This is a genomic window from Microtetraspora sp. NBRC 13810 (assembly GCF_030268685.1).
GTDB lineage: Bacteria > Actinomycetota > Actinomycetes > Streptosporangiales > Streptosporangiaceae > BSRQ01.
Window position 1 is genome coordinate 138820 of sequence record NZ_BSRQ01000009.1, and the last position, 15106, is coordinate 153925.

The window sequence follows — 15106 nt, forward strand, 5'->3', positions numbered from 1 at the left end:
GTGAACACATGCACAAAGTGAAGAGCATCCTGGGATACCGTGACGCCATGACCACGCCCACGCCCCCGACGCACCGCATCACGCTGCTGGGCAAGCCCGGCTGCCACCTCTGCGACGACGCCCGCGCCGTCATCGCCCGGGTGGCCGGCGAGCTGGGCGTCCCGTGGGAGGAGCGGGACATCACCCAGTCGGAGCGGGACCAGGAGGAATACTGGGAGATGATCCCGGTCACCCTGATCGACGGCGTGCAGCACGATTTCTGGCGGGTGGACGAGACCCGGCTACGCGCCGCCCTGTCCTCCTAGGCCCGGCCGGGCCCGGGTGAGCCGGGCTAGATCTGGTACGTCGGGAGCGGCTGCACCTTGGCGGCGCTGAGGGTGAGTTCGATCACATTGGTGGCCAGCACCAGGGGCTGCCGCTCCGCGACGAAGCGCTCCACATGCGGCTGCCGCTGGTGGTGGTGGTAGGCCATCTCGTCCCGGTAGATCTCGTAGACGATGCGCTGCAACGGGGCCGACTTCACCGAATGGCAGGAGTAGATCAGGCTGTCCGGCTCGCCCCTGCGCACCCCCTCGACGGTCTCCTCGGCCAGCCGGTCGAACGCGTCGCCCGCGCCGTCCATCAGCGTGAAGACGGTCAGCAGGCCGTAGATGCCGGGCGCGGGCCTGCCGCCGCCCTGCGGGCCGCCGCCGTAGCCCGGCGTCTCGCCGCCCGGGTACCGGCCGCCGCCGGGCATCCCGAACTCCTGCTCGGGGGCCCTGCCGCGCCTGCCGTCCGGGCGCTGGTGGGCGCCGGTGTCGCCATGCCTGCCGCCGCGCGGCGGCCCGCCCAGGTCGGGCCGGCCATCCGGACGGCCCGGGTCCCTCGTCGGGTCCCTGGACAGGTCCCTGGCCGGGTCCCTGGACAGGTCGTGGGCCGGGTCGCGGCGGCCGCGGGTGCCCTCGGGCAGGCCGTACTGCGCCACGTCGGCGTCCATGATGTAGCCGGTGGCCGGGCCGCCGAACGGGTCGGCGTCACGGAACGCGGCGGACTCGCGCTGCCGCCGGTCCTCGCCGCGCGCGCGGCGCGGCTCCTGCTGCTGGCCGGGGAAGGGGTCGTCGGTGCGCGGCTGCATCCGCGCCGCGTAGTCGACCTCCTGCTCCCCCGCGCGGTACTCGGCCACGAGGTCACCGAGCCCGGAGCGCCGCTGTCCCGGCCGCCCGCCGCCCTGCCTGCCGGGCTGCCCCTGCCCGGGCCGGGGCGGCGCACCACGCTCGGAACCGCGCTCCTGCCCGCGTTCCTGGCCGCGCTCCTGGCCACGCTCCGGACCGCGCTCGGGGCCCCGCTCCATGCCGAAGTCGGCGGCGGCGCCGGCGCGCTCCCGCGCTCCGCGCCGCGGCGGCTCGGCCTCCGCGCGGCGGGAGGGGCGGCGGTCGTAGTCGTCGATCTGCTGCTCCTGCTCTTCCTCGTCGTCGTCCTCGTACGGCGCCAGCGGGCGGAGCATGACGTACCAGATCCCGGCGGCGCCCGCCGTGAGCAGGGTCACCACGAAGATCCCCGGCACGCTGAAGCGGACCGCGGCCACCAGGGCGAGGCCGACCGGGCCGAGCACCAGCGCGGCGTGCATGTTGTCGGCGTCGTACTCGTCACCCTCGCGGAACCGCAGCACCGCGATGACCAGCCCGGCGACCAGGATGATCACAGTGATCATATGCGTCACGGCGAGCAGGTAACCCGGGAAGGTGCCCCAGTGGCCGGGCCCGAGCGGGAGGGAGGTGGTGAACGGGCCGTTGACCGGGTCGGCGATCAGGATGACCGCGCCGACCAGGGTGAGAGCGCCGCCCCACAGCCATGTGAGGAATTTCACCGGCGTCTTCTTGGCCAGCAGCTGGAGCACGCCCATCGAGAGCCACAGGGGTGCGATCAGGGCGCCGGTCAGCTGGTACAGCCGGAACGTGGTCGGGCCGAACCCGACCAGGGTGCCGGTGGCCGCCACGCCCAATGACAGGCACAGCGCCGCGGTCGAAACGCTCCAGGCGCCCAGCCAGCCTGTCGGCTCGCTGCGGAGCCGGCCGATGAGAGCACCGGTGGCGATGGCGGCGAGCAGAGCTCCGGCGAATGCGAGGACGGCGACGAGGACTTCCATGGTGCCTCCCATGCTGCCGGACATTCCCCTCAACCCGGTAGCGGATGTCAGGACTCCCGCCGCCGGTCAAGCCGGTCCACACCGTATCCGCCGGTTACGGCATGTCATGACGTGGGCCAAGCAGATTGTGAAATTTCGATATCGTTTCTAGAGTGTTCGCACGCAGCCCCTTCCTCCCGAGGGACACCGGATGCCGAATACCTGGCCGTTCGCCGGACTTCTCCCTTCCGCGTCGGCCGGAGTGGCACGGTCGCCGCGGGCGAACGAGCTCGCGGTCCATCACGACGTCGCCACGTCCGACGACGACGACCTGAGGACGCTGGTGCTGCGCGCCAAGACCGGCGACGCCGACGCGTTCGGAACGCTCTATGACCGGTATCTCGACCTGGTCTACCGCTACGTCTACTTCCGCGTGGGCTCACACGCGCTCGCCGAGGATCTCACGAGCGAGACCTTCCTCCGCGCGCTTCGCCGGATCGCGGACTTCACCTGGCAGGGGCGTGACTTCGGGGCCTGGCTCGTGACCATCGCCAGGAATCTCGTGACCGACCATTTCAAGTCCGGCCGCTACCGGCTGGAGGTGCCCACCGCGCAGGTGCTCGACATCCCGCTCGACGGCCCGCACATCCCGGAGAACGCCGTGGTCACCGCGATGATCAACGACCGGGTGCTGCGTGCCGTACGGGAGCTCAACCCCGAGCAGCAGGAGTGCGTGGTGCTGCGCTTCCTGCACGGCATGACGCTGGCCGAGACGGCGTTCATCATGGGCAAGAAGAGCGGTGCGATCAAGGCATTACAGTTCCGGGCGACCCGCGCCCTGGCCCGCGCGCTGCGCGGGGACCTGCATTGACGACGCCACCGGTCCGGCCACCGGTGCGGGTCCGCCCGGCGATCCGGGTGGAGCACGTAACCTCGCGGGGCAACCTGTCGTTAGGCAAGTGACAACACCGGAAAATCATCACTCGGGGGCGGCAGGGAGCGGGCATGCGTAGGTGGCGACCCATGTTGCGGCGTCACGCCGCCGCACGTCGCGCCCACGCCCGGCTCACCGGGCAGCTCAGCGATCTCGGATCCCGGATGAGCGGCGGGCCGCGCCCGGAGTTCCGTGCCCGGCTCCGCGGCGATCTGCTCAGCGTGTACGCCGAGGAGCGAGAGGAGCCCGGACAACCCGGCGCCGACCGGCCGGCCGCGTCCCGGCGGCACCCCCGGCTGCGGATCTTCCCGCAGGTCCTGGCGTTCGCCATGGCGCTGGTGATGATGGTCACCGCGCTGGTCGCCTATCGTTCCGTGCCCGGGGACACGCTCTACCCGCTCAAGCGCGGGGCGGAGTCCGCCCTGGTCAGGCTGAGCCCGGATGCCGAGGACCAGGCCAGGCGGGAGCTCGCCGCGGCGCACGAGCGGGCGGTCGAGGTCGCCGAGCTGCTCGGTCCCCGGGCGCACGAGCCGTCCAGGGAGCTGGTGGACGAGACCCTCGCGGACATGGAGCAGACCACCCGCTCGGCCGTCACCAAGCTGCGGCGCGCGAAGCGGAAGGATCCGCAATCCAGGTCACGCCTGCGGCGATTCGCGGAGGAACAGCACAACATGGTGGCCCCGATGGTGCCCAAGATGGACGAGGAAAGCCGCCGCAAGGCCAAGGGTTACCTCAACTACATCGACGGCTTCGTCGCGCCAGATTGACGTCATGCGCCGCTAACACGACATACCGGTCGCGGCTAACTCCGGCGGTTAAGCTGAGTGGCTATGAGGCGGCTATTACTACGGCGTGGGCCCGTGACGGCGGGCGAGCTGGCGGGCGCGGTAGCGGCGGCCACGGCCGTGAACCGGCCGCCGGCCGAGCCGGACCCGGTCGCGGCGGCCTTCTTCGACGTGGACAACACGATGATGCGCGGCGCCTCGATCTACCACTTCGCCCGCGGCCTGGCCGCCCGGGGCCTGTTCACCAGCCGTGACCTGCTGAAGTTCGCCGTCGGGCAGGCTTATTTCCGGGTGCGCGGCCACGAGAACCCCGCGCACATCGCCGAGGCCAAGGAGACCGCGCTCGCGTTCGTGGCCGGCCTTAAGGTCAACGACGTCATCTCGCTCGGCGAGGAGATCTACGACGAGGTTATGGCCGACCGCATCTGGAACGGCACCCGCGCGCTCGCCCAGGGCCACCTCGACGCCGGGCAGCGGGTCTGGCTGGTCACCGCCACGCCGATCGAGCTGGCCAGCGTGATCGCCAGGCGGCTGGGCCTGACCGGCGCGCTCGGCACCGTCGCCGAGACAGAGAACGGCGTCTACACCGGGCGCCTCGTCGGCGACCTGCTGCACGGCCCCGCCAAGGCCGAGGCGGTCCGCGCCCTGGCCCGCCGCGAGGGGCTGGACCTCATGCGCTGCTCCGCCTACAGCGACTCGGCCAACGACCTGCCCATGCTGTCCCTGGTCGGCCACGCGCACGCGATCAACCCGGACAACGAGCTACGCGAGCACGCCAGACTGCACGGCTGGGATGTCAACGACTACCGCACCGGCCGCAAGGCCACGATGATCGGCCTGCCCATCGCGGCCGGTGCGGGCGCGGTGGCGGGCGGCATCGCCGCCGCCATCGCCCTCCGCAAGCACTACCGCTCCCCCTGAGAAGCTAGTCGGCCACCTTCTCGGCGGCGACGGGGAGCGCCTGGGGGGTCATCACCCGCGGTGCCTCGATGATCACATCCGAGAAGATGTCGAAGACGAGGGCGAGCACGCCGCCGACGGCGCAGAGGCCGACACCCGTCCAGATCAGGGCCCAGTTCGGTCCCATCGTGAAGGCGACGCCGCCGATGGTGAACCCGATCAGGATGGTGATCACGGCGAGCCATGACTTCGGGTTGCCCCCGTGGTTCCCGATGTTCCTGGAGTCGGTCATGATGCCTGGCTGTCCCTTCTAGTGAGAGATGACGATTGTCTCGCGACGGGGAGCCGCTCCGGGCGCCGGGGGGATGCTAGCCGGTTTCCCCGCCGACGATGGATCCGGGGCGGCCTTAGGGTGTGGCCGTGACGAGACATATCCGGTTCTCCCGTGTGCACAACTTCCGCGATCTCGGCGGTTACGCCGCCGATGCGGGCCTGACGGTGCGGTGGGGGCGGCTGTACCGTTCGGACTCGCTGGCCAAGCTCCAGGGCGCGGACTGGGACCGTTTCCTGGCCCTCGGCGTGCGCACGGTGATCGACCTGCGCTACCCGTGGGAGATCGCGGCCAGGGGCCGGATCCCCGAGAGCGACGGCCTCGGCTACCACAACCTGAGCATCGAGCACCGGCCCTACGACCAGGAGGCGCTGGGCGCCGACGTCGAGCCCGGCCGCTACCTCGCGGACCGCTTCGGCGAGGTGGCCCACGACGGGACCGCCGAGATCCGGCGGGCGCTGGAGGTCGTGGCGGAAGGTGACGCCCCCGCGGTCTTCCACTGCGCGTCCGGCAAGGACCGCACCGGCCTGCTGGCCGCGCTCATCCTGTCCCTGCTCGGAGTGTCGGAGGAGGACGTCGTCGCCGACTTCGCGCTCACCGAGCTGGCCACGGCCGGGCTGGTCGCCGACTGGAGCGCCAGGAACGAGGGCCGCGCGCCGAGGTGGCCCGGGTACGGCAGGGCGCCGGGCGAGGTCATGCGGCTCTTCCTGGCCGACCTGACCGCGTCCTACGGCTCGGTGCGCGGTTACACGGCGGACCGGCTCGGAGTTGACGACGAACTGGTCACTCTGCTGCGTAAACAGCTCCTGGAAGACCGCGATGGAACGCTCTAAAACGTTCAGTGACTGAAATGACAGCCCCGAGTCCTCCTACCTATCGTCTCCAGAACAAGTCTTGACAGCTCACCAACCCACTGCAAACATCGCAAAAAACCCGCAATCTCCCTGAAACACGCTTGGAACACCTCCAAGGACATGCACAAATCGTCAAGCGGCTGGACCAGCGCCCTCCAGCCTTCACCGCGGTACCGGAGGTAACAGCAGCAAGCCGCGGCGGCGCGCGCCTTGCCTGACACCCCCCGGTCAGGAAGGAAGTTCATGTCACCACGCCCTCGACCGTGGCCCCGGTTACGTGTGACCGGCCTGTCCCGGACACTTCGAGCCTCAGCCGCCGCCGCGCTCGTCCTCGCCGCCGGCCTGTACGGTCAGCCGGTCATCCCCGCCCAGGCGGCAGCGGCGGCCCTGCCCGCCGTGGACGACCTCACCCTCTGGTACGACAAGCCGGCCACCAACTGGGAGACCCAGTCGCTGCCGATCGGCAACGGGGCGCTCGGGGCGAGCGTCTTCGGCGGGGTCGGCACCGAGCAGATCCAGTTCAACGAGAAGTCGCTGTGGACCGGCGGTCCCGGCGCCTCCGGCTACAACTTCGGCAACTGGACCTCGCCGCGGCCCAACGCGATCAACGAGGTCCAGGCCCAGATCGACCGCGACACCCGGATGACCCCGGAGGCGGTGGCGGCGAAGCTCGGCCAGGGCAAGACCGGCTTCGGCTCCTACCAGACCTTCGGCGACATCTGGCTGGACACCGGGCACGCGAACGCCACGAACTACCGCAGGGATCTCAGCCTGCGCGAGGCGGTCGCCCGGGTCGGCTACACCGCCGGCGGCGTCGAGTACACCCGGGAGTACTTCGCCAGCTACCCCGGCAACGTGATCGTCGGCCGGATCTCGGCCAACCAGACGGGCCGGGTGTCCTTCACCCTGCGCACGTCGTCCCCGCGCAACGACAAGCAGGTGACGGTCTCCAACGGCCGGCTGCGGATCAGGGGCACGCTGGCCGACAACGGCATGCGGTTCGAGTCCCAGATCCAGGTGATCACCCAGGGCGGCAGCCGTACGGACGCCGGGGACCGGATCACGGTGAGCAACGCGAACAGCGCGATGTTCGTCATGTCGGCGGGCACCGACTACGCGCCCACCTACCCCTCCTACCGGGGCGCGGACCCGCAGTCCAAGGTGACCAACGCGGTGAACCAGGCGGCGGGGCAGAGCTTCGACGCGCTGCGGCAGGCCCACCTCACCGACTACAAACGGCTCTTCGACCGGGTGAACCTGAACATCGGGCAGGCGACCCCGTCGATCACCACCGACCGGCTGCGCGCCGCCTACACCGGCGGCGGCTCGGCGAACGACCGGGCGCTGGAGGCGATGTTCTTCGCCTACGGCCGCTATCTGCTGATCTCCTCCTCCCGGGAGGGGTCCATGCCGGCCAATCTGCAGGGGGTGTGGAACAACTCCACCAACCCGCCGTGGTCGGCCGACTACCACGTCAACATCAACCTGCAGATGAACTACTGGCCGGCCGAGATGACCAACCTCGCGGAGACGACGGTGCCCTTCGACCGGTACGTCCAGTCGATGGTGCCGGCCGGGCGGAAGACCGCGCAGGACATGTTCGGCTCGCGCGGCTGGGTGGTGATGAACGAGACGAACCCGTTCGGCTTCACCGGCGTGCACAACTGGGCGAGCTCCTTCTGGTTCCCCGAGGCGGCCGCCTGGCTGACCCAGCACATGTACGACCGCTACCGCTTCAGCGGCGACCTGACCTACCTGCGCGACGTGGCCTACCCGGTGCTGAAGGGCGCCGCGGAGTTCTGGCTGGACAACCTGCACACCGACCCGCGTGACGGCAGGCTGGTCGTCTCGCCGAGCTACTCGCCGGAGCAGGGCGACTTCTCGGCCGGCGCCTCGATGTCCCAGCAGATCGTCTTCGAGGTGCTGACCAACAGCCTGGACGCGGCCCGCCGGCTGAACGTCGACACCGGCTTCCAGTCCGAGGTGCAGAACACCCTGAACCGGCTGGACCCGGGCATCCGGATCGGCTCGTGGGGCCAGCTCCAGGAGTGGAAGGCCGACTGGGACAACCCGAGCAACGACCACCGGCACGTGTCCCACCTCTACGCCCTGCACCCGGGACGGCAGATCGTCACCGGCACCCCGGCCGCCCAGGCGGCCAAGGTCTCGCTGACCGCGCGCGGCGACGGCGGCACCGGCTGGAGCAAGGCGTGGAAGATCAACTTCTGGGCGCGGCTGCTGGACGGCGACCACGCGCACAAGATGCTGAGCGAGCAGCTCAAGTCCTCCACCCTGGAGAACCTCTGGGACACCCACCCGCCGTTCCAGATCGACGGCAACTTCGGCGCCACCTCCGGGGTCGCCGAGATGCTGCTGCAGAGCCAGCATGACACCATCCACGTGCTGCCCGCGCTGCCGGCCGCCTGGCCGACCGGCTCGGTCACCGGGCTGCGCGCCCGGGGCGACGTGACCGTGGACGCCGCCTGGCGCAACCGCGCCGGGGAGCGGATCACCGTGAAGCCCGGCAAGTCCGGCCAGCTCAAGGTGCGCTCCGGGCTGATCTCCGGTACCTACCAGATCCGCGACGAGCAGGGCGCCACGGTGAGCGCGACCCGCAGCGGTGACACGCTCACCTGGACCGGCCAGGCGGGCAAGACCTACACGATCACCGGCCAGGGCGGCGGTCCGACCACGCCGTGCGCGGTGCCCCCGGCCGACCGCGCGGTCGTCGCCTGGGACCCGTCCTCCGGCACCTCGGTCGCGGACGCCTCGGGCAGCGGCCGGCCGGCCACGATCACCGGCGGCGCCTCCTACGAGTCCGGCGCGCCCACCGGCAGCGGCCTGGTGCTGAACGGCTCGAACTACCTGTCCAGCGGCACGACGACGCTCGGGTTCCTGCGCGAGGCCACCTTCGCGGCCGAGGTCAAGATCGGCGGCAGCGGGTACCGGCGGCTGTTCGACTCCCAGCCGTCCGGCAACCCGGGCACCGACGGGATCATCATCGACGTGACGCCGTCGGGCAACGTGCGCTTCATCGGCGCCGGGCGCAACGTCACGACGAACGCCGTCCTGCCCACCGGCCGTTACCTCGACCTGGTGGTCACCATGACCGCGCAGGGGACGATCGACGTCTACGTGGACGGGACGCGGCTGGGCGGCGGCAGCGCCGCCGCCGACGGCATCAACGCCTGCGCCGCGCGTCCGCTGCGCTTCGCCGTGGACCAGAACGGCGGCCAGCGGCTCACCGGCGGGGTGGACCGGATGGCGATCCTGCCCCGGGCGCTGCCCGCCGGCGAGGTCCGATCCTGGCGGGACATCGCGTTCTGACACCGCTCGCGGGCGGAGGGTGACCGGCTGCCCTCCGCCCGCGACCCGGGTCCGAAACATACAGTCACTGTAAGTTTTTTTCCGTTTCCGCAGGTAGCCGTTTTGCGGGCACTCACTCACCACTGTTCACGTGACCGAAATGAGTGTTGACAGGGCAGAAATCCGGTGTAAATATCACGGCATCTCGCCAAGAAACGGAAAAAGATTCGAGTAACTCGAATGAAGAGCGGCAGTAAATCGTCCAGCGTGGATAAGGCGTTCGAGTTGATCGGCGCCGTTTCCGCGGCGGGCAGGAACGGAATCACCCTTCGCGAACTCGCGGGACGTGCCAACGTCGCCGTCAGCACCGCCCATCGCTACATCACCTCGCTGCTCGAACTCGGCGTCCTGGAACGTGACGCCGCGGGCGCCTACCACCTGGGCGTATCGCTGATCACGCTGGCCGGCCGATACCTCGAAGAGGACGGACTGCGCGCGGCGGCCCGGCCGTACCTGACCGAGCTGGTCGAACTCAGCGGCGAGACGGTGCACCTCGGCATCCGCGTCGGCGACCAGATCGTCTACGTGGACAAGGTGGAGAGCGCCAAATCGGTCCGGCTGGTCTCGCACATCGGCAGCCGGGTGCCCATGCACTGCACGTCGATGGGCAAGGTCATCCTCGCCCTGCTCGACACGGCGACCACCGAGGCCATCCTGGCCGCCGCCGTCCAGGAACGCCGCACCCCGCACACGCTCACCGGGCAGGACCTGCTCGCGGAGCTGGACCGGGTGCGGCGCCAGGGCTTCGCGATCGACGACGAGGAGAACGAGGAGGGGGTGCGCTGCGTCGGCGTGCCCATCCTGAACACCGAGGGCAGCCCGGTGGCGGCGTTCAGCGTGTCCGCCCCCGCCACCCGTTTCTCCGTGGCGGACTGCCACCGGATCGCGTCCACCGCGATCACCATGGCCGCCGACATCGGCCGCCGGATCGGCTACACGGGCACCCCGAAGAAGGAGCGATAGCGATGTCCACCATCACCGTCCGCAACCCCGGCACCGGCGAGCGGCTCGGCGAGGTCGAGTCCGCGGGCGAGGAGCGCGTGGCCGCCGTGGTCGCCGCCGCGCAGCACGGCCAGCGGGAGATGGCCGCGATGCCGGCGCACGCCAGGGAGGCCCTGCTGCGCCGGATCGCCGACCTGATCGAGGCGGAGACCGACGACCTCGCCCGCCTCCTCGCGGCCGAGAACGGCAAGCCCCTCCCGCAGACCCGCGGCGAGGTCGAGGCCGCGATCCGCATCTTCCGCGGCTACGCCAGCGAGGCGACCCGGCTGTTCGGCCGGCAGATCCCGCTGGACGCCGTACCCGGCCTGGAGCGCCACCTCGCGGTGACGATCCGCGAACCGCTCGGCGTGGTGGCCGCGCTGGTGCCGTTCAACTACCCGGTGGAGCTCTACGCGCACAAGGCCGCCGCGGCGCTCGCGGCGGGGAACGCCGTGGTGGTCCAGCCGCCCGCGCGCTGCCCCCTGGCGCTGCTCAGGGTCGCCGAGCTGGTCGCCCAGGCGGGCGTGCCCGAGCGGGCCCACCAGGTGGTCACCGGCGGCGTGCCGGTCTCCCAGGCCCTCGCCGACCTCCCCGGGATCGCCGCGGTGAGCCTCACCGGCAGCACCACGGCGGGCCGGGAACTGGCCCGCAGGGCGTCCGGCACGCTGAAGAAGGTCTTCCTCGAACTCGGCGGGAACGACGCGCTCATCGTGTGCGACGACGCCGACGTGGCGGAGGCCGCCCAGGCGGTCGTGCTCGGCCGGCTGGCCCGCGGCAACGGGCAGATCTGCTGCGCGGTCAAGCGGGTCTACGTGCAGGACGGCGTGCACGACGCGTTCGTCGACGCGCTGCTCGACCAGACCAGCAAGCTCTCGGTGGGTGACCAGTTGCTGGAGTCCACCGACGTCGGCCCGCTGATCAGCGAGGAGTCGGCCGAGCGGGTCGAGGCGGCGGTGGGCCGCCTGGTCGCGGACGGCGCCCGGCTGGCGGCGGGAGGCGGCAGGCGCGGCGCGTTCGTGGACCCCGCCGTCCTGGTGGACGTCCCGGCGGACAGCCCGGCCCTCGCCGAGGAGATCTTCGGCCCGGTGGCCCCGGTGGCGCGGTTCGCCGACCCGATGGAGGCGGTCCGGATGGCCAACGAGTCACCGTACGGCCTGCACGCGGCGGTCTTCACCCGGGACGTGTCACGGGCCTTCACCATCGCGAGCCGGCTGGACGTGGGCGGCGTGATCGTCAACGGCTCCACCGCGCTGCGGGCGGAGAACCTGCCCTTCGGCGGCACCAAGGACACCGGCGGCTACCGGGAGGGCGTGCACGAGACCGTGCTCGACTTCACCCGGCAGAAGACGATCGTGGTCATGGAGGCGTTCGGATGATCCTCGAACTGCGCGATGTCCGCAAGGACTACGGCGGTGTCGAGGTGCTGCACGGCGTGGACCTCCAGGGCCGCCAGGGCGAGGTGCTCGCCGTGGTCGGCGCGAACGGCGCCGGGAAGTCCACCCTCATCAAGATCCTCGCCGGCGCCCAGCCGATGAGCTCCGGCGAGATGTGGATGGACGGCGAGCGGGTCGAACTGCGCTCGCCGCACGACGCGCACGACAAGGGGGTCAGAACCGTCTACCAGGAGCTGACCCTGGTGCCGGAGCTGTCGGTCACCGAGAACCTGCTGATGGGCGACTTCCCCAGGAAGCGCGGGCTGATCGACTGGTCCGCGGCGCACGCCCGCGCCCGGGAGCTGCTGGAGTCGATCGGCTTCGGCGCGATCGACCCGCGCACCAAGGCGGGCAGGCTCACCGTGGCCCGCCAGCAGATGGTGGAGATCGCCAAGGCGCTGGTCACCGAACCCCGGGTGCTGGTGCTGGACGAGCCGTCCGCGGTGCTCGCGGGCAGCGACCTCGAATCGCTGTTCGCGCTGATCCGGCGGCTGCGGGAACGCGGCGTGCTGGTCATCTACGTCTCGCACCGCCTCGCCGAGATCCTGGAACTCGCCGACTCGATCGTCGTGATCAAGGACGGCAAGGTGATCGAGACCACCGAGCCGGCCAGGACCAGCGAGGACGATCTGATCCGCCGCATGGCGGGCAGGAAGCTGGAGCAGATCTACCCCGACCGGCGGCAGGAACGCGGAGACGCCCTGCTCACCGTGACCGGCCTGACCCGGCGCGGCGAGTTCGAGGACGTGTCCTTCACCCTGCACGCGGGGGAGATCGTCGGGCTGTTCGGGCTGGTCGGCTCCGGCCGCAGCGAGATGGCCCGGTGCGTGTTCGGCGCGGAACCCGCGACCTCGGGCACCGGCGCCTACCGCTCCCCCGCCGAGGCCATCGCCGCCGGGCTGGCGCTGGTCACCGAGGACCGCAAACGCAGCGGCCTGGTGCTCGGCATGTCGGTCCGCGACAACATCGCGCTCACCACGCTGCGCGGCCCGCTGATCGACATGGGCCGCCAGCGCAGGGACGTGGCCGGGATGGTCGACCGTCTGAGCATCCAGCCGCCGCAGTGCGCCTCGATGCCGGTGGTCCGGCTCAGCGGCGGCAACCAGCAGAAGGCGGTGCTCGCCAAGTGGCTGCTGGCCGAGCCGCGGGTGCTGCTGCTCGACGAGCCGACCCGGGGCGTCGACATGGCCACCCGGGTGGAGATCTACCGCATGATCGACGGCCTCGCCCGCTCCGGCATCGGCGTCCTGCTCATCTCCTCCGACCTGACCGAGGTGATGGGCGCCACCGACCGGGTGCTCGTGATGGCGGAGGGCCGGATCACCGGGGAACTCCGCTCGGACCGCACGACCGAGGACGAGATCCTCGCCTACTCGATGGGACAGCACGCATGATCGGGCAGCTCTCCAAGGCCGCCGGCCGGTTCCCCCGGCTGGTGGTCGGAGGCCGCGACCTGACGCTCGAAGTGGCCTTCACCGCGCTCATCCTGCTCCTGGTGGCGGTCGCGGCGACCACGTCGGACACCTTCCTCACCCAGACCAACATCACCAACGTGCTCAAGCAGATGGTCACCACGGGGCTGCTGGCCTTCGGCATGCTGGTGGTCATCCTCACCGGCGGCATCGACCTGTCCGTCGGCTCGGTGGTGGCGCTGTCCGGGATCCTCACCGCCGGGCTGGTGTCCGGGCTGCCGATCCCGGTCGCGATGGGCGTCGGGATCATCGCCGGCCTCGCCGCCGGCCTGGTCAACGGCACCCTGGTGGCCCGCTTCGCACTCGCCCCCTTCGTGGTGACGCTGGCCTCGCTGACCACCGTCCGCGGCCTGGCCTTCGTCTACTCCGAGGTGCCGATCGCCCCGGAGGACCCGGCGTTCTTCACCCTCGGCTCGGCGCTGCTCGGCCCGATCCCGGTCAGCACGCTGATCATGCTGGTCGTCTTCGTGGCGGGCGGGGTCTTCCTCAGCCGCACCCCGGCCGGCCGCTCGATCATCGCCATCGGCGGCAACGCGGAGACTGTACGGCTGGCCGGCATCAACGTGCGCAGGCACGTCATCCTCGCCTACGCCATCAGCGGCGCGTGCGCCGGGCTCGCCGGGGTCATCCTGGCCAGCCGGGTGGGCATCGCCCAGCCCAGCGTCGGCGTGGCCTTCGAACTCGACGCGATCGCCGCCTGCGTCATCGGCGGGGCCAGCCTGGCCGGCGGCCGCGGCTCGGTCCGCGCCACCTTCGGCGGCGTCCTCGTCCTGGTCCTGATCAACAACCTGCTCAACCTGTACGGCGTGCAGAGCTTCTGGCAGCAGGTTCTCAAGGGATTGATCATCATCGCGGTCATCCTCGTCCAACGCACACCTAGGAGTACCTGATGAACGCCACCAAGCTCCGCGGCCTCCTCACCGCCGGTTTACTGGTTGTCGGCCTGGCCGCCTGCTCCTCCGGCTCGGACACCGGCGCCGGCGGCGACACGGCGAAGGCTGACGGCTACACCATCGGCGTGGCCAACTTCACCCTCAGCGGCCCCTACTTCAGCGGCATGGACAAGGCCATCGCCGCCCAGGCCGCGAAGAAGGGCAACGTCACCGTCATCAGCACCGACGCCAACGGCGACGCGGCCAAGCTCGCCTCCAACGTCGAGGACCTGCTCAGCAAGAACGTGGACGGGGTCATCATCTCCGGCGGGCCGCTGGAGTCCGCGCCGGCCGTGCTGAACTCCCTGAAGCAGGCGGGCAAGCCCGTCGTGCTGGTGGACCGGAAGTTCCAGACCGGCGAGTACACGAGCTGGATCGGCCCGGACAACGAGGCGATCGGCAAGCAGAACGGCGAGTTCCTCGCCCAGGCGCTGCCCGACGGCGGCAAGGTGGCCATCATCAAGGGCGGCCCGGCCGACAACAGCATCGGGCTGGCCCGCACCGAGGGCGTCAAGTCGGTGCTGTCCACCACCTCGGGCATCACCCTCGTCGAGGCCCCCGACTTCGGCAACTGGGGCTCCGACGGCGGTCTGTCGGTGATGGAGAGCCTGCTCGCCAGCCACCCCGACCTCGCCGCGGTCTTCTGCGAGAACGACGCGATGTGCCTCGGCGCCCAGCGCGCCATCGCGGACGCGGGCAAGGAGAAGCAGATCATCGTCGCCGGCGTCGACGGCCAGAACGAGGCGCTCAAGGCGATCATGGACGGCACCAACTACGTCGTCACCGGCCTCAACGACGCCGACGTGATCGGCAGCAAGGGCCTGGACCGGGCGGTCGAGATCCTGGGCGGCGCCCAGGTCGAGAAGGACACCGTGGTCCCCTCGCCGCGCATCACCAAGGAGAACGCCGGGCAGTACTTCGACCCGAACGGCGACTTCTGACGGGCCTGGTCCGGTAACCGGGGCCCCTTCGAACCTTTCTCATCCCCATCCCTCATCTCCCTGTTCAACCTGT

13 protein-coding genes are annotated in these 15106 nt (G+C 70.7%); 11 read left to right on the forward strand and 2 right to left on the reverse strand.

The genetic code is table 11. The features are described 5' to 3' along the window. Positions 1–47: 47 nt before the first annotated feature. Positions 48–305: a glutaredoxin family protein gene (locus tag QSK26_RS19700; protein ID WP_285776644.1), complete on the forward strand. Its 258-nt coding sequence runs from the start codon at positions 48–50 to the stop codon at positions 303–305. A gap of 26 nt (positions 306–331) precedes the next feature. On the opposite strand, the gene QSK26_RS19705 is transcribed toward QSK26_RS19700, so the two are convergent. Then, on the reverse strand, positions 332–2125 hold the full coding sequence (locus QSK26_RS19705; RefSeq protein WP_285776645.1) for a putative quinol monooxygenase: 1794 nt from the start codon (positions 2123–2125) through the stop codon (positions 332–334). A 190-nt stretch (positions 2126–2315) separates the two neighbouring features. Between QSK26_RS19705 and QSK26_RS19710 the strand changes: the two genes are divergently transcribed. The 3 genes from QSK26_RS19710 (at position 2316) to QSK26_RS19720 (ending at position 4744) form a co-directional block, all read left to right on the forward strand. Next, positions 2316–2975 (forward strand): sigma-70 family RNA polymerase sigma factor, encoded by a 660-nt coding sequence (locus QSK26_RS19710; RefSeq protein ID WP_285776646.1) that lies wholly within the window; start codon positions 2316–2318, stop codon positions 2973–2975. Positions 2976–3127: 152 nt separating this feature from the next. After that, positions 3128–3805, forward strand: coding sequence for a DUF5667 domain-containing protein (locus QSK26_RS19715; RefSeq protein ID WP_285776647.1), 678 nt, complete (start codon positions 3128–3130; stop codon positions 3803–3805). A gap of 63 nt (positions 3806–3868) precedes the next feature. Beyond that, positions 3869–4744, forward strand: a complete 876-nt coding sequence (locus QSK26_RS19720) for an HAD family hydrolase (protein WP_285776648.1) — start codon at positions 3869–3871, stop codon at positions 4742–4744. Positions 4745–4748: 4 nt separating this feature from the next. Here QSK26_RS19720 and QSK26_RS19725 read toward each other — a convergent pair whose 3' ends face one another. After that, complete coding sequence (locus QSK26_RS19725; RefSeq protein WP_285776649.1) at positions 4749–5015, reverse strand: HGxxPAAW family protein; 267 nt, start codon at positions 5013–5015, stop codon at positions 4749–4751. Between the two features lie 128 nt (positions 5016–5143). Between QSK26_RS19725 and QSK26_RS19730 the strand changes: the two genes are divergently transcribed. The 7 genes from QSK26_RS19730 (at position 5144) to QSK26_RS19760 (ending at position 15033) form a co-directional block, all read left to right on the forward strand. Continuing rightward, positions 5144–5887 carry a tyrosine-protein phosphatase gene (locus QSK26_RS19730; RefSeq protein ID WP_285776650.1) on the forward strand — a complete coding sequence of 248 codons (744 nt, stop codon included), beginning with the start codon at positions 5144–5146 and terminating at the stop codon, positions 5885–5887. Positions 5888–6187: 300 nt separating this feature from the next. Then, a complete protein-coding gene (locus QSK26_RS19735) occupies positions 6188–9235 on the forward strand; it encodes a glycosyl hydrolase family 95 catalytic domain-containing protein (RefSeq protein ID WP_285776651.1) in 3048 nt (1015 codons plus the stop codon). Positions 9236–9481: 246 nt separating this feature from the next. Further along, entirely contained in the window at positions 9482–10237 is a 756-nt protein-coding gene (locus tag QSK26_RS19740; RefSeq protein ID WP_285776652.1) for an IclR family transcriptional regulator, read from the forward strand. A gap of 2 nt (positions 10238–10239) precedes the next feature. Further along, positions 10240–11631 carry an aldehyde dehydrogenase family protein gene (locus QSK26_RS19745; RefSeq protein WP_285776653.1) on the forward strand — a complete coding sequence of 464 codons (1392 nt, stop codon included), beginning with the start codon at positions 10240–10242 and terminating at the stop codon, positions 11629–11631. Beyond that, positions 11628–13082 (forward strand): sugar ABC transporter ATP-binding protein, encoded by a 1455-nt coding sequence (locus tag QSK26_RS19750; RefSeq protein WP_285776654.1) that lies wholly within the window; start codon positions 11628–11630, stop codon positions 13080–13082. The genes QSK26_RS19745 and QSK26_RS19750 overlap by 4 nt, the downstream gene beginning before the upstream one ends. Next, positions 13079–14050, forward strand: a complete 972-nt coding sequence (locus QSK26_RS19755) for an ABC transporter permease (protein WP_285776655.1) — start codon at positions 13079–13081, stop codon at positions 14048–14050. The genes QSK26_RS19750 and QSK26_RS19755 overlap by 4 nt, the downstream gene beginning before the upstream one ends. After that, entirely contained in the window at positions 14050–15033 is a 984-nt protein-coding gene (locus QSK26_RS19760) for a substrate-binding domain-containing protein (protein WP_285776656.1), read from the forward strand. The genes QSK26_RS19755 and QSK26_RS19760 overlap by 1 nt, the downstream gene beginning before the upstream one ends. Positions 15034–15106: the final 73 nt, after the last annotated feature.

Excerpts from the sequence above, each read along its gene's own strand:
- QSK26_RS19715 (WP_285776647.1), top strand. The coding sequence starts at position 3,128 with ATGTTGCGGCGTCACGCCGCCGCACGTCGCGCCCACGCCCGGCTCACC.
- QSK26_RS19745 (WP_285776653.1), top strand. The coding sequence starts at position 10,240 with ATGTCCACCATCACCGTCCGCAACCCCGGCACCGGCGAGCGGCTCGGC.
- QSK26_RS19725 (WP_285776649.1), bottom strand. The coding sequence starts at position 5,015 with ATGACCGACTCCAGGAACATCGGGAACCACGGGGGCAACCCGAAGTCA.
- QSK26_RS19705 (WP_285776645.1), bottom strand. The coding sequence starts at position 2,125 with ATGGAAGTCCTCGTCGCCGTCCTCGCATTCGCCGGAGCTCTGCTCGCC.
- QSK26_RS19750 (WP_285776654.1), top strand. The coding sequence starts at position 11,628 with ATGATCCTCGAACTGCGCGATGTCCGCAAGGACTACGGCGGTGTCGAG.
- QSK26_RS19760 (WP_285776656.1), top strand. The coding sequence starts at position 14,050 with ATGAACGCCACCAAGCTCCGCGGCCTCCTCACCGCCGGTTTACTGGTT.
- QSK26_RS19700 (WP_285776644.1), top strand. The coding sequence starts at position 48 with ATGACCACGCCCACGCCCCCGACGCACCGCATCACGCTGCTGGGCAAG.
- QSK26_RS19710 (WP_285776646.1), top strand. The coding sequence starts at position 2,316 with ATGCCGAATACCTGGCCGTTCGCCGGACTTCTCCCTTCCGCGTCGGCC.
- QSK26_RS19720 (WP_285776648.1), top strand. The coding sequence starts at position 3,869 with ATGAGGCGGCTATTACTACGGCGTGGGCCCGTGACGGCGGGCGAGCTG.
- QSK26_RS19755 (WP_285776655.1), top strand. The coding sequence starts at position 13,079 with ATGATCGGGCAGCTCTCCAAGGCCGCCGGCCGGTTCCCCCGGCTGGTG.